Source organism: Mycobacterium sp. (genome assembly GCF_032159765.1).
In the GTDB taxonomy this organism is placed as follows: domain Bacteria; phylum Actinomycetota; class Actinomycetes; order Mycobacteriales; family Mycobacteriaceae; genus Mycobacterium.
In genome coordinates, this window is record NZ_JAVHWM010000061.1 from 1 (window position 1) to 12,839 (window position 12,839).

A 12,839-nucleotide genomic window follows, 5' to 3' on the forward strand; every position below is an offset into this window, starting at 1 on the left:
AAGCAACCAGAAACATCTGGCAAAAAACAACACCACACCCCACAAACGAGGAAAACCAGGGCATGGCAAAAAACAACAACAAACAAAAACCACCAAACACACTATTGAGTTCTCAAACAACACACCCACGCCGACCGCGCCAAAAGCCCGCGGCTTCAAGCCACGAGCTAGTAGTTCGGACAACGAAGAGGCCACCGAAGTGGTCCCCTCCTGGGATGCCATCGCGCTCTGCGAGCTGCCCCGCGTCGCGACGGCTTCACTAAGTTACGTGAGGCATATCCGGGAGTCAAACAGGCTGCTAGTGCGCGCTCTTCACCCCGACACAACTAGTCAACACGCTTGACGCCAGCAATATTCCGCTTCCCGCGACGCAACACCAGCCACCGGCCGTGCAGGAAGTCCGTCGGTGCAGGCGACCAGAGCTCGTCGTCGATCCGTTGGTTGTTCACCGACACCCCGCCCTCGGCGATGGTGCGGCGGGCGGCACCCTTGGAAGGGGAAAGCTCGGTCGCAAGCAAGAGGTCGACGATCGAATTCGCGCCCTGCGCCGACAGCTCCGCGACATTCGCCTCCTGCAGCGCCGCGGCGAGCGTCGGCTCGTCGAGCCGCGACAGTTCGCCCCGCCCGAACAGGGCCTGGCTCGCGTGCTCCACGGCGTTCGTCGCCGCCTGTCCGTGTACGAGCGTGGTGAGTTCAGCGGCGAGCCGGCGCTGCGCAGCGCGCTCGTGTGGGCGCGTCGTCGTCGCTTCCTCGAGCTCGGCGATCTCCTCGGCCGACAAGAAGGTGAACCAGCGCAGGTAGCGGACGACGTCAGCGTCGGCCGTGTTGATGAAGTACTGGTACCAGGCGTACGGGCTGGTCATCTCCGGGTCCAGCCAGAGGCTCCCGCCGCCAGTGGACTTGCCGAACTTGGTGCCGTCGGCCGTCGTCAACAGCGGGATCGTCAGCGCGTGCACGGTGTTGCCCAGCTTCTGGCGGATCAGGCGCACACCGGCGACGATGTTGCCCCACTGGTCCGACCCGCCGATCTGCAGACTGCAGTCGTACCGCTGGTGGAGTTCGAGATAGTCGTTGGCCTGCAACAGCATGTAGCTGAATTCGGTGTAGGAGATGCCTTCTCCGTCAAGCCGGCGCTTGATGGTGTCTCGCTCCAGCATCACGTTGACCGAGAAGTGCTTGCCAAGGTCGCGGAGAAAGTCGATCGCGGAGAGCGGCGCCGTCCAGGCCAGGTTGTTCTCGACGATCGCACCGGAGGCAGAGTCGTCGAAAACGAAGAAGCGCTCGAGTTGACCGCGAATGCGATCGGCCCAGTCGGCGACGATGTCGGCCGTGTTGAGCGTCCGCTCGCCGGTATCGCGGGGATCACCGATCAGCCCTGTGGCTCCGCCGGCCAAGACGATCGGCCGATGGCCGAAAAGCTGGAACCGGCGCAGCGACAGCAACGTGACCAGGTTGCCGGCATGCAGGCTCGGCGCCGTCGGGTCGAATCCCGCGTACGCCGTGATCGGCTCGCGGGTCGCGACCGCGAGGGTCTCGACCTCGGTGGTCTGCGCGATCAGCCCACGCCAGCTGAGCTCATCGAGGATGCTCATTGCGTCGATCTTTCCGCATCGGTCATCTAGTCGCTCTCGCCCGGCGCCGGTGCGCGAGGACTTCGCCGGTAGGCAGAGACCTCGGGGCGAGCTGCGAGCCAGAATCGCCACGGCCGATCGGCTGCCTGGCTCACGCCAACTCGAGGCCCGCTTGCCGCGACCGCCGCGCGGCCGAGTTGCAGCCGCACCGGGCTCGAGGGATCGAAAAGGTCTGCCCCGTAATGATCCATCGTGATCGCGAGGGCAGAGCACAGATTCCCCGGCCCCCGCGCGAGTGCGCGATCGCGTACTGCCAGACCGCGACGATCGCGCGCAACGTCGAGTCCGTCGTCGACGATCGCCGCTCGCAGCAGGACCGCCGCCGCAGTGCCATCCGGACCGCAGACCACGTTGGCACAGACGTGAATGCCGTGGCTGAGGTACGTGTACAGCCGGCCGGCTTCACCGAACATCACCGCGTTGCGGGCATTGGGGCCACGAAACGAATGCGACGCGGGGTCAGGCCACGGCCCCTCGGGCGGGCCGCCGTACGCCTCGACTTCGACGATCGTTGCGGTCGCTCCGCCCGCACTCAACTGGGCGCCGAGCAGCCGGCGGGCCGCCGTCAGCGGATCGACGCTCAAGGTCTGGGCCTTCACCGGACGAATTCTGCCTGCGGCGTTGACAGTCGTGCGCACTGGGAGGAATATTCATCACATGATGACTTCATCGAGCGGTGAATTACTGCGGCACGGTGTCGAGCCCGCTGTCTCGGTTGACCACCTGCGGGTTGTCCGCGGCAAGCGGACCGCGATCCACGATTTGTCTGTGCAGATCGCCCGCGGCACGATCACCGGCCTGCTCGGACCGTCGGGATGCGGCAAGACCACGCTGATGCGCGCGGTCGTCGGCACCCAGATCATTACGGCCGGCAGCGTCACGGTACTTGGCCAGCCCGCTGGCTCGGCGTCGCTTCGTCGACGGGTGGCGTACATGCCACAGGACGCCACGATTTATGGCGATTTACGCATCGTCGACAATGTGCGCTATTTCGCGTCGCTCTACGGCATGGATGCCGACGCGGCCGATGCCGCCATCGATGCGGTGGGACTGCAGGATCACCGAACGGCATCCTGCGGCAATCTGTCTGGCGGTCAGCGCACGCGGGTCTCACTGGCGTGTGCGCTCGTATGCAGACCCGATGTTCTCGTCCTGGACGAGCCCACGGTGGGCCTCGACCCCGTGCTACGGGCAGATCTCTGGGAGCAGTTCCATGATCTTGCGAAAGCCGGTTCCACACTGCTGGTTTCGAGCCACGTGATGGACGAGGCCGACCATTGCGGCGACCTGCTACTGATGCGCGAAGGCCATTTGGTCGCTCACACCACCCCGACTCAGCTACGAGAGGACACAGGATGTCAATCGCTGGAGGAAGCGTTTCTGTCAATCATCCGGCGCAACACCGCGCGCCAAGCCGGATAGGGCTCAGGGGCTACACCGCTACCACGACACGCATCCTGCGTCAGCTGGCTGCTGACCACCGCAGCATCGCGATGATCGTGATGGTGCCGATCCTGATCATCACGCTGATGTACTTCATGTTCCAGAACGTGCCGACGCGCCCTGGCGCCCCTTCGGGATTCAACACGGCATGCCTGGTGCTGCTCGGCCTGTTCCCGCTGTTCGTGATGTTCGTGATCACGGCGATCACCATGCAGCGCGAACGCGCCTCGGGAACGCTGGAGCGCATTCTGACCACCCCGTTGCGCCGCATGGATCTGCTTGCCGCCTACGGTACCGCGTTTTCGATCGCCGCAGCATTGCAAGCGACATTGGCGTGCCTCGTGGCGTTTTGGCTGTTGGGCTTCGATACCGTCGGCAGCCCGGTGTGGGTCTTCGTGATCGCGATCGTCAACGCCATGCTCGGCGTCGGGCTCGGGCTGTTGTGTAGTGCGTTCGCACGCACTGAGTTTCAGGCGGTGCAGTTCATCCCGCTCGTCATGGCGCCGCAGCTGTTTCTGGCAGGCATCATCGTTCCGCGGGCCGCGATGCCAGAATGGCTGCAATGGATTTCCAATGTCATGCCCGCGAGCTATGCGCTGGAGGCGCTACGGGAGGTCGGCGCTCACCCGGAGCTCACCGCGACGGCGGTTCGCGACATCGCCGTGGTGGTGGGCTGCGCGATCATTGCGTTGTGCCTAGCCGCTGCGACACTACGACGACGGACTCCCTGACATGACGACTGAGATCGAAAGACGACGGCCCGGCCGACCGGCCGGCTCGTCGGACACCCGTGAGCGGATACTTGCCAGCGCACGGGATCTGTTTTCCCGCAACGGTATTGACAAGACTTCCATACGCTCGATCGCGGCCGATGCGGGCGTCGACCCAGCGTTGGTGCACCACTACTACGGCACAAAACAACAACTCTTCGCGGCAGTGATCCGCATCCCCATCGATCCGCAGGCGATTTTGGGTCCCCTGCGGAGTACGCCCGTCGAAGAGATCGGCCACACCCTGCTGACCCTGTTGGTCACGCTGTGGGATTCCGAGCTGGGCAAGGGGTTCATCGCGGCGATCCGCTCGCTGCTCGCGGGTACGACGGAAGTCAGCCTCTTCCGGTCATTCCTTCAAGAGGTCATCGCCGTCGAAGTCGGCTCCCGCGTGGACGATCCGCCCGGATCCGGACGCCTGCGCGTCCAATTCGTCGCGTCGCAGTTGGTCGGCGTGGTGATGGCTCGATACATCCTCGAGCTCGATCCGTTCAAGTCACTGTCGGTCGAGCAGATCGCCGCGACGGCGGGGCCAAACGTGCAGCGCTACCTCACTGGCGATCTGCCTGCTCTGCTTTCGCCATAAGAGCGGCCAGTTCGTCGTCGGACAGGTCGACCGCTTCGTGGATCAGGAGCACCGGAATGCCGTCCTCGATCCGGTACACGCGGCGCAGCCGCGGGTTGACCAGCATGTCGTCGACGTAGACGAGCGGTCCACGATCAGCGGGACACACCAGAAGTGTCAACAGCTTGGCGTCGAGCATCGAAGCAATCAGCCGGGCGGACCGACCTGCGTGCCGGGCTGCCCGCCGATCTGCCAACCGCCGCCGCCGAAATTGATGCCGCCGGGGCCCGCCGTAATCCCGCCGGGGCTGTTGGGGTCGTACTGGTTGATGCCGACGGAGAACGGGCCCTGCTGGCCGCCGGACTGCGCGATCTTGTTTTGCTTCATGCGCTTGGTCTGTCCGGAAATGGCATCCTTGAGCGCGTTGATCAGCGGTGTCTGGTTCGGGCGCCGGGTCAAGGCGTCCTGGATTGCTGCCGTTTCACCGTTGGTCAGGTTGTAGCCGGCTCCGCGAAGCTTCAGCGATTGGTTCAGCAAGGCGGGTATCTGGCCGGCGCCCTGAGCGGTGGTGAACTCGTTGGCGAGGTCGTCGAGCACGTCGGCGTGGGCGGTCGCGGGTGTTGAGCCCAGCGTGAGTGCGACGGCCAGCCCGGTGCTTGCAAGCGCACCGGCAAGCGTGCGCTTCCAGCCCGTCAGCGGGCTCTCGAGCGTCATGCAAATCCTCCCCAGGCTGCTGCATGGCGGGCGGATGCCGCCAGCGGGAGCTTAACAGTGCAGCCAGGCGATGGCAGCCCTCACGGCGACGCCTGCACGAATTCCGCCCGGGCGGGCGCGGTCAGCCGCTTGTATCGATTCGTCTCGGGGTCCAGGTACCAGGCGTGGCGGCCGGCCTTCGGGATCCCCGCGTTGCGCAACACACCCACCGTGGGGCGGTACGACGCGCTGAGCGTCAGCTCGCTGACCACGTGTACGAAGTCGGGCCGGTCGTCGCCCAGGCCCGCCATCGCCTCGTTCAGATCGGCCGCGGAGATCGCCGCGCCTTCACACATCGTCACGGCCGTGACCGCGACCTGATGTCCGTTGGCGTCCACCCCGTACGTCACGGTCAGATCGACGGCGGGCATTCGGTTGACAGTGTCTGTGATCGGTGCGTCATAGATCGCGCCGCGTTCTGTCCTGATCACCGATCCGCGCGTGCCCATCAGCCAGAAATCGCCGTCGCCGTCGCGCCGGAACAAGTACTCCGTGGAAACCCAGGTGTCACCCTGCGCGAACACGCCGCGCTTGACCGCCGCTTGGGGGTCGACCGGGCCCCGCTGGTGGGCCAGCAGCACGCCTGCCTCGTCGGTGGCTGCGCGCCGCACGAACCCGCGGTCGTCCTCGAGGATGAGGTCGTCGACCGGGTCGTAGGCGGCCAATTCCACCTGCGCTGCCCCAGGCAACGGCCGGCCCTTGCTGCCGATCTTGACTCCTGCGACATTCGCCAGGACGGCCTGGCCGTCGGTCGTGGCGAAGAACTCGACGACGTGCGCGGGCGAGAATGCGTCGATCACGCGCTGCCACAGTCCCGTCGGCATGCCCGAACCGATGAACAACCGCACCGGGTGATTGCCCTTGAGGTCGAACGCCGGGTCGTCCATCACCTCGCGCAACATCGCCCACGTGTACGTCACGACCGAAACCCCGTACTGACGCATCTCGTGAACGAAATGATCGGGACGCAGCTTGCGCGACAACGCGATCCGGGAACCACCGACGACCGCGCCGCCGAGGCTGACCAGCAGGCCCGATGGATGGTGAAGCGGCGTGAGGCAGTAGACCGTGTCGCGGTGGCTCAGTGCGGCCGTGGACGCGGTGCCGAATGCGGACACCGCCCACCGGTAGTTGGTGATCTGGCGTGCCACCAACTCGCTGTTGACGGTGGTGAACGCCACGAACGCGATGTCCTTGGCCAGCCCAGGGTTCGGTCGATACCAGCCCGGGAGTTCGACCTCGTCCGGGTCGATCTGCTCCATGTCGAGCACGTCCTCGTCGGTGGGCAGCAAATGGAGATCGCGTGTCTCTCCACCACCGAGCACCAGAACCTGCAACGACAACCGTCGGGCGGCTCTCAGATTGGTTGGGTCCGTGATGATCTCGCGGACCCCGCCCAGACGTGCTGCGGAGGCCAGGTCCGCGTCGGGCGGCATCAGCACCGCGATCGCACCGAGTCTGGACAGCGCGGCGATGGCCACCAACGCGCTCGGCCGGGTTTCCATCAGCACACCGACCCGGTCGCCCTGCCGAACACCGACCTCGATCAGGCCGCGCACGACGTTGTTGATGCGGGTGTCGACGGCCTCGTAGGTGTGCACTCGGCCGTCGAACAGCAGAAACTCACCCCTGGGGTTCTCGGCCGCCTGCTCCGACATGATCCGACCGAGTGAGATCCGGGTGTGCTCGTTGATTTGACCCAGGCGGGCAAGCCGCGGCAGCGTGCGGGCCGTCTCGACGGCCAGCGAGCGCAGCGACTTGTTGGCCGCGACCACCGCGGTGCCCGCCGACTTGGCCAGGTCGAACACCACTTCGGAGGCCACACCTGCGCCGTGCGCGATGCGGGAAGCCAGCGGTACGCCACTTTCCTTGTGCTCCGCCGGCTGCGGGGCCATCCGGGAGATCCCCTCGGGCATGTCTCCCTCGCCGGAGAGCCACTTGATCCACTCGGCCACCGTCGGCCATGACTGCGTCGCGGCCTTGCCGCCCACGACGAGGCCGAAATGCCCTGTGCGAATTAGGTATTCGTAGACATCCGCGTTGGGTGCCGCCCGCTGGATGCCTCGCACAGCCGCGGGCTGGCCGATGTCGTCGACCTCGCCGATGAACGCGAGAATCGGAACGTCGATGTCGTTGAGCGTGACCAGTTCGCCGTGGATCGAGAAGCCGCCGGTCATCATCCGGTTGTGGGAGATGAACTGCGTGAGCAGCTCCGAGATCGCGGGGCCACCCCACGCGATCCAGCCTTCGCGTTCTAAGAACCGGCGCTGCTGCTCACGCGGCAGGAGCGCTTCTCGGTCGTGCAGTTGACGCAGGAAGTCGATCCGCGCTTTGGCGGTCTTCAACGGGTCCAGCATCTGGAAGCCCATGCGCGCCAACCAGCTTGGGATGTCGATGCGATTGAACACATGCTCAGCCATGAATTCAGCCGCGGCTGGGGCAAGGTTGGGCGGAAGGCCCATCGGCAGTGCCGCGAGCGTGTCCACGGGGGAACCGAACGCGATGATGCTGGCCAGGTCACGGGAACGCCGATAGCCCGCGGTCTGATAGGCCCACATGCCGCCCTGGGAGTAGCCGACAAGATGGACGTCTTGCCCGGTGGCCTTCTTGACCGTGTCGATTGCTTCGCTGACGGCCACGATGTGATCGGCGAGCGTGCGTTCCAAGCCGCCCTCGACGCGATCGGGTGACCCGAAGTCGATCACCCACGGGTCGATGCCGGCCCGATGCAGGATGCCGACGGCGCCTTCGTCACGAGTGACGTCCCACATGTTGGCCGACATCATCATCGGGTGCACCATCAGCACAGGCGGCCCGACCGGCGTCTGGCCGTTGCGGTTGTCGGGCGGGAAATACCGCCGCAGGCGATACATCGGCACGCTTTCGACAATCTGGAAAGGCGAGGGCACGGTGCCGGTTTCCAGGCCGCCGAACCTGATGACTTCCAGGCCGTTCTGTGCGGTCGCGATCAGGCGCTCGACCGGCCTGGTGATCGCCGAGAAGTCCACCATCAACCCTCCCGTTCCGGGTTGTCTGCGGGCGCTCGTCAGCCCCGCTCTCCCCCCGGTTTGCCGTGGTCATTCTGGCACGTCGCCGAAATCGACCCGCAGGCGATGTCAACCGTAGGCTTCGAGTTCAGCCGCCAAGCCGCCTAATGTTGCACTAACCACTTGACAATGCCTCGCACTTCTTCTACATAGCGTCACTTTCGGCGCCGCGGGTGGGGCCGGGGGCCCTACAGCTCCTTGCCGACGTGATCGCCGTACGCCGGCGAATATCATCGGCGAGCGATGGCCAACCTGATCAACGCCGAGCGCGTCACGGTCTCGTACGGCACACGGACGTTGTTGCGCGCGGTCAGCCTGGGCATCGACGACGGCGACGCGATCGGGGTGGTCGGCCGCAACGGAGACGGCAAGACGACACTGCTTCAGACGCTGGCACGGGTGCGCGCCCCGGATGACGGCCGGATCACTCACACCGCCGGCTTGTCGGTCGGCTATCTACGCCAGGCAGACGATTTCGCAGCAACGGAAACGGTGCGCCAGCTCATCGTCGGCGGCCGACCCGATCATGCGTGGGCGCGGGACCCGGAGACGCGGTCTGTGGTCGAGCACCTCTTGGCCGATGTCGATCTCGATGCTGCGGTAGGAACACTCAGCGGAGGCGAGCGGCGCAGGGTGGCGCTGGTGGCCGTGTTGTTGGCGGGCCACGACGTGCTGATGCTCGACGAGCCGACGAACCATCTCGACGTCGAGGCGATCAGCTGGCTGGCCGATCATTTGTCGGCACGGCGCCCCGCGGCGCTCGTGGTGGTCAGCCACGACCGCTGGTTCCTCGACGCGGTGTGCACGCGGACCTGGGAGGTGCACGACGGCGCCGTTGACGGCTACGACGGCGGGTACGCCGCGTACGTGCTGGCCCGCGCTGAACGGATGCGGATCGCAGCGGGCACCGAGAGCCGGCGCCGCAACCTGATGCGCAAAGAGCTGGCATGGCTGCGCCGGGGGCCGCCTGCGCGGACGTCGAAGCCGAAATTTCGGATTCAAGCGGCCAACGCACTGATCGCCGACGAGCCTCCCCCGCGCGATTCACTTGCGCTGCAACGCTTTGCGACGAGCCGGCTGGGCAAGGACGTGTTCGATCTGCACAACGTCCGGCTGGACGTGGGCGATCGGACCGTGTTGGACGGCATCAACTGGTCGATCGGGCCGGGTGCGCGTATCGGGCTCGTCGGCGTCAACGGTGCAGGCAAAACCTCGGTGCTGCGGCTCTTGTCCGGAGAGTTGACGCCGGCCGCGGGAACGATCAAGCGCGGCAAGACCTTACGTCTTGGCGTCCTGAGTCAGGGCCTCGGCGAGATGGCCGGCGGCGAGCGTGTGCTCGACGCCGTCGAGGACCAACGCCGGGTGGCGCGCCTGGCGGGCGGAAACGAGGTCAGCGCGGCGACGATGCTCGAGGACTTCGGGTTCACCGGCGACAAGCTCGTCGCCCGCGTTGATGACTTGTCGGGGGGCGAGCGCCGCCGGTTGCAGTTCTTACGGCTGTTACTCGACGAGCCCAATGTGCTGCTGCTCGACGAGCCGACCAACGACCTGGACATCGACACGCTGACCGTGATCGAGGACTACCTCGACGGCTGGCCAGGCACGCTGATCGTGGTCACCCACGACCGCTACTTTCTCGAACGCGTCAGCGACGTCACCTATGCGCTGTCCGGCGACGGGCGATGCGAGTTGCTGCCCGGCGGCGTCGATCAATATCTGGCGGTCCGGCAAGAGACGTCGGCGTCATCGGTGCGCGACGATTCCGGCGCGGCCGAGTCCGCGTCGGCGCGGGCGCGCCGTGCGGGAAAGGAGTTGGCGCGCATCGAAAGTCAGCTGGGCAAAGTCGAGCAGCGGATCGCCGAGCTGCACGAGGCAATGTCGGATGCTGCCAACGACCATGTGCGGCTGGGCGAACTGAATTCTGAGTTTCTCGATGCGCAGCGCCGCAAGGACGCGCTCGAGGAGGCGTGGTTAGCGGCGGTCGACGGTTGAGCTAACGGGAACCATTGCTGGACAGGCGGGCCCGCAACGCCTCACCGGCGTCACGCAGCGCGGCGAGTTGGCGCGCAACCTGGGCCGGTGCGGTGCCGCCGCGTGCGTCGCGGGCAGCCACCGACCCCTCCACCGTCAGCACTTCGCGGACCTCAGCCGTCAGTGCCGGATGGGCCTCGGCGAGATCGGCGTCGCTGAGATCCTGGAGCTGCAGGCCGCGAGCCTCAGCAGTGCGTACCGCCGCACCCGCCGCTTCGTGGGCGATGCGGAACGGGATGCCTTGACGCACCATCCATTCGGCGACGTCGGTGGCCAGCGTGTATCCGGCCGGTGCGAGGGCGGCTAGCCGATCGACGTCGAACGTGAGGGTGGAAACCAGGCCGGCCATTGCCGGCAGCAGCATCTCCAGCTGCGCGACGGAATCGAAAACTGGTTCCTTGTCTTCCTGGAGATCGCGGTTGTAGGCCAGCGGCTGAGCCTTCAGCGTGGCGAGCAGCCCGGTTAGGTTGCCAATCAAACGCCCGGACTTACCCCGCGCGAGCTCGGCGATATCGGGGTTCTTTTTCTGCGGCATGATCGAACTCCCGGTGGACCACGAATCGGAGAGCGTGACGTATCCGAATTCGGTTGTGCTCCAGAGGATGATGTCCTCAGCGAGCCGAGAGAGATCGACACCGATCATCGCCAGCACAAACGCCGCCTCGGCCGCGAAGTCACGAGCCGCGGTGCCGTCGATCGAATTCTCCACTGCGGCAATGAATCCCAACTCCTGCGCGATCGTATCGGGATCGAGGCCCAACGACGAACCCGCCAGCGCTCCGGAACCATACGGCGACACCGCAGTGCGCGTGTCGCAGTCGATGATCCGCTCGACGTCGCGCACCAGCGGATGCGCATGGGCCAACAGGTGGTGCGCGAGCAGCACCGGCTGGGCCGACTGCAGGTGAGTCTTTCCGGGCATGATCGCCGACGGATGCGCGGCCGCCTGCGTCATCAGCGCGCCCACCACGTCCAGGACACCGGACCCCACTCGAACCAGTGCGTCGCGCAACCACATCCGGAACAGCGTGGCGACCTGGTCGTTGCGCGATCGTCCCGCGCGCAGCCGCCCGCCGAGATCGTCGCCGACGCGGTCAATGAGCCCGCGTTCCAACGCGCCGTGCACGTCCTCGTCGGAGACGATCGGGCCGAAACTGCCCGAAGCGACGTCCTCGCCGAGACTGTCCAACCCCGCCAGCAGCCCGTCGCGCTGCTCCTCGGTGAGCAGGCCGGCCCTGAACAGCACGCCGGCGTGCGCCTTCGACGCCGCGATGTCGTACGGCGCGAGCACCCAGTCGAAGTGCGTCGACTTGCTCAGCGTGGCCAGTTCCGGTGACGGGCCGGACGCGAACCTGCCACCCCACAGCGCGCCCTCGTTGGTGGTCATGTCGGCAGATCACGCCGCGCGGCGATCCGCGACGACAGGCCGTGCACATGCACGAAACCCTTGGCGCTCGACTGGTCGAACGTGTCACCCTCGTCGTAGGTGGCGAGGTTGAAGTCGTAGAGGGATTCGTCGCTTCTCCGCCCGTTCACCGTGATGTGCCCGCCGTGCAACAGCATTCGGATCTCGCCGGAGACATGCTCCTGGGTCTTGGCGACGAACGCCTCCAGCGCCGTTTTCAGCGGTGAGTACCACAGCCCGTCGTACACCAATTCCGCCCAGCGCTGATCGGTGGTGCGCTTGAACCGGCCCAGGTCGCGTTCGAGCGTGACGTGCTCGAGCTCCGTGTGCGCGGTGATAAGCACCATCGCGCCTGGTGCCTCGTATATTTCGCGGCTCTTGATGCCGACCAGGCGGTCCTCGACGACGTCGAGCCTGCCCACGCCCTGGGCGCCTGCCCGTCGATTGAGTTCCTCGATCGCCTGCAGGACGGTGACGTCGTGTCCGTCGACAGAGACCGGGATTCCACGGTCGAACCCGACGATCACCTCGTCGGGAGTGGACCAGTTAAGTGTGGGATCCTCTGTGTAGTCGTAGACGTCCTTGGTGGGCGCATTCCAGAGGTGTTCGAGGAAACCGGTTTCGACGGCTCTACCCCAGACGTTCTGATCGACCGAGAACGGCGATCGTTTGGTCACCGCGATCGGGATCGCGTTCTCCTCGGCGAATGAGATCGCCTTCTCGCGCGTCCACGCATAGTCCCGGACCGGGGCTAACACTTCGAGATGCGGTGCGAGCGAGGCGAATCCGACTTCGAACCTCACCTGGTCGTTGCCTTTGCCGGTGCAGCCGTGCGCGACGATACCGCCCCCGTGTTCGCGTGCGGCCTCGACGAGGTGCTTGACAATCAGCGGGCGGCTGATCGCCGAGACCAGCGGGTAGCGGTCCATGTAGAGCGCGTTGGACTGCAGGGTGGGCAGGCAGTACTCGTTGGCGAACTCGTCACGGGCATCGACGACCACGGCCTCGATGGCGCCGCAGTCCAGTGCTCGTTGCCGGACGACCTCCATATCCTCGCCGCCCTGGCCGAGATCGATAGCCACGGCGACGACTTCACGCCCGGTCTCCTTGCCGATCCAGCTGATCGCCACCGACGTGTCCAAGCCGCCGGAATACGCGAGGATGACGCGCTCGGACACCAGCTACCTCCTCTTC

12 protein-coding genes are annotated in these 12,839 nt (G+C 65.9%); 5 read left to right on the forward strand and 7 right to left on the reverse strand.

The window, feature by feature from the left end; translation table 11 throughout:
• Positions 1-343 (forward strand): hypothetical protein (locus QOH60_RS07175; protein ID WP_526418608.1); only part of this gene is annotated, 343 nt, incomplete at its 5' end.
• On the opposite strand, the gene tyrS is transcribed toward QOH60_RS07175, so the two are convergent.
• The gene (gene tyrS / locus QOH60_RS07180; RefSeq protein ID WP_526418610.1) at positions 327-1,592 is read right to left on the reverse strand and encodes a tyrosine--tRNA ligase; all 1,266 of its coding nucleotides are present in this window, start codon (positions 1,590-1,592) and stop codon (positions 327-329) included. The genes QOH60_RS07175 and tyrS overlap by 17 nt on opposite strands.
• Positions 1,593-1,618: 26 nt before the next feature.
• On the reverse strand, positions 1,619-2,230 hold the full coding sequence (locus QOH60_RS07185; protein ID WP_526418612.1) for a DNA-3-methyladenine glycosylase: 612 nt from the start codon (positions 2,228-2,230) through the stop codon (positions 1,619-1,621).
• Between the two features lie 58 nt (positions 2,231-2,288).
• Between QOH60_RS07185 and QOH60_RS07190 the strand changes: the two genes are divergently transcribed.
• Genes QOH60_RS07190 through QOH60_RS07200 form a run of 3 tightly spaced genes read left to right on the forward strand, consistent with a single transcriptional unit; the run spans position 2,289 to position 4,430 of the window.
• On the forward strand, positions 2,289-3,053 hold the full coding sequence (locus QOH60_RS07190) for an ABC transporter ATP-binding protein (protein WP_526418614.1): 765 nt from the start codon (positions 2,289-2,291) through the stop codon (positions 3,051-3,053).
• Positions 2,987-3,805 (forward strand): ABC transporter permease, encoded by an 819-nt coding sequence (locus tag QOH60_RS07195; RefSeq protein WP_526418616.1) that lies wholly within the window; start codon positions 2,987-2,989, stop codon positions 3,803-3,805. Before QOH60_RS07190 ends, QOH60_RS07195 begins: the two co-directional genes overlap by 67 nt.
• A gap of 1 nt (position 3,806) precedes the next feature.
• Positions 3,807-4,430, forward strand: coding sequence for a TetR/AcrR family transcriptional regulator (locus QOH60_RS07200; protein ID WP_526418618.1), 624 nt, complete (start codon positions 3,807-3,809; stop codon positions 4,428-4,430).
• Here QOH60_RS07200 and QOH60_RS07205 read toward each other — a convergent pair.
• The 3 genes from QOH60_RS07205 to QOH60_RS07215 all read right to left on the reverse strand — a co-directional run bounded on the left by QOH60_RS07205 (position 4,396) and on the right by QOH60_RS07215 (position 8,173).
• The gene (locus tag QOH60_RS07205) at positions 4,396-4,608 is read right to left on the reverse strand and encodes a Trm112 family protein (RefSeq protein ID WP_526418620.1); all 213 of its coding nucleotides are present in this window, start codon (positions 4,606-4,608) and stop codon (positions 4,396-4,398) included. The two genes, QOH60_RS07200 and QOH60_RS07205, sit on opposite strands and share 35 nt — an antisense overlap.
• A gap of 8 nt (positions 4,609-4,616) precedes the next feature.
• Positions 4,617-5,123: a hypothetical protein gene (locus QOH60_RS07210; RefSeq protein ID WP_526418622.1), complete on the reverse strand. Its 507-nt coding sequence runs from the start codon at positions 5,121-5,123 to the stop codon at positions 4,617-4,619.
• A gap of 80 nt (positions 5,124-5,203) precedes the next feature.
• A complete protein-coding gene (locus QOH60_RS07215) occupies positions 5,204-8,173 on the reverse strand; it encodes an alpha/beta fold hydrolase (protein WP_526418624.1) in 2,970 nt (989 codons plus the stop codon).
• A 279-nt stretch (positions 8,174-8,452) separates the two neighbouring features.
• Between QOH60_RS07215 and QOH60_RS07220 the strand changes: the two genes are divergently transcribed.
• The gene (locus QOH60_RS07220; RefSeq protein ID WP_526418626.1) at positions 8,453-10,201 is read left to right on the forward strand and encodes an ABC-F family ATP-binding cassette domain-containing protein; all 1,749 of its coding nucleotides are present in this window, start codon (positions 8,453-8,455) and stop codon (positions 10,199-10,201) included.
• A 1-nt stretch (position 10,202) separates the two neighbouring features.
• On the opposite strand, the gene argH is transcribed toward QOH60_RS07220, so the two are convergent.
• Together argH and QOH60_RS07230 are read right to left on the reverse strand one after the other, a co-directional pair.
• The gene (gene argH, locus QOH60_RS07225) at positions 10,203-11,627 is read right to left on the reverse strand and encodes an argininosuccinate lyase (protein WP_526418628.1); all 1,425 of its coding nucleotides are present in this window, start codon (positions 11,625-11,627) and stop codon (positions 10,203-10,205) included.
• Positions 11,624-12,823, reverse strand: coding sequence for an argininosuccinate synthase (locus QOH60_RS07230; protein ID WP_526418630.1), 1,200 nt, complete (start codon positions 12,821-12,823; stop codon positions 11,624-11,626). Before QOH60_RS07230 ends, argH begins: the two co-directional genes overlap by 4 nt.
• Positions 12,824-12,839: the final 16 nt, after the last annotated feature.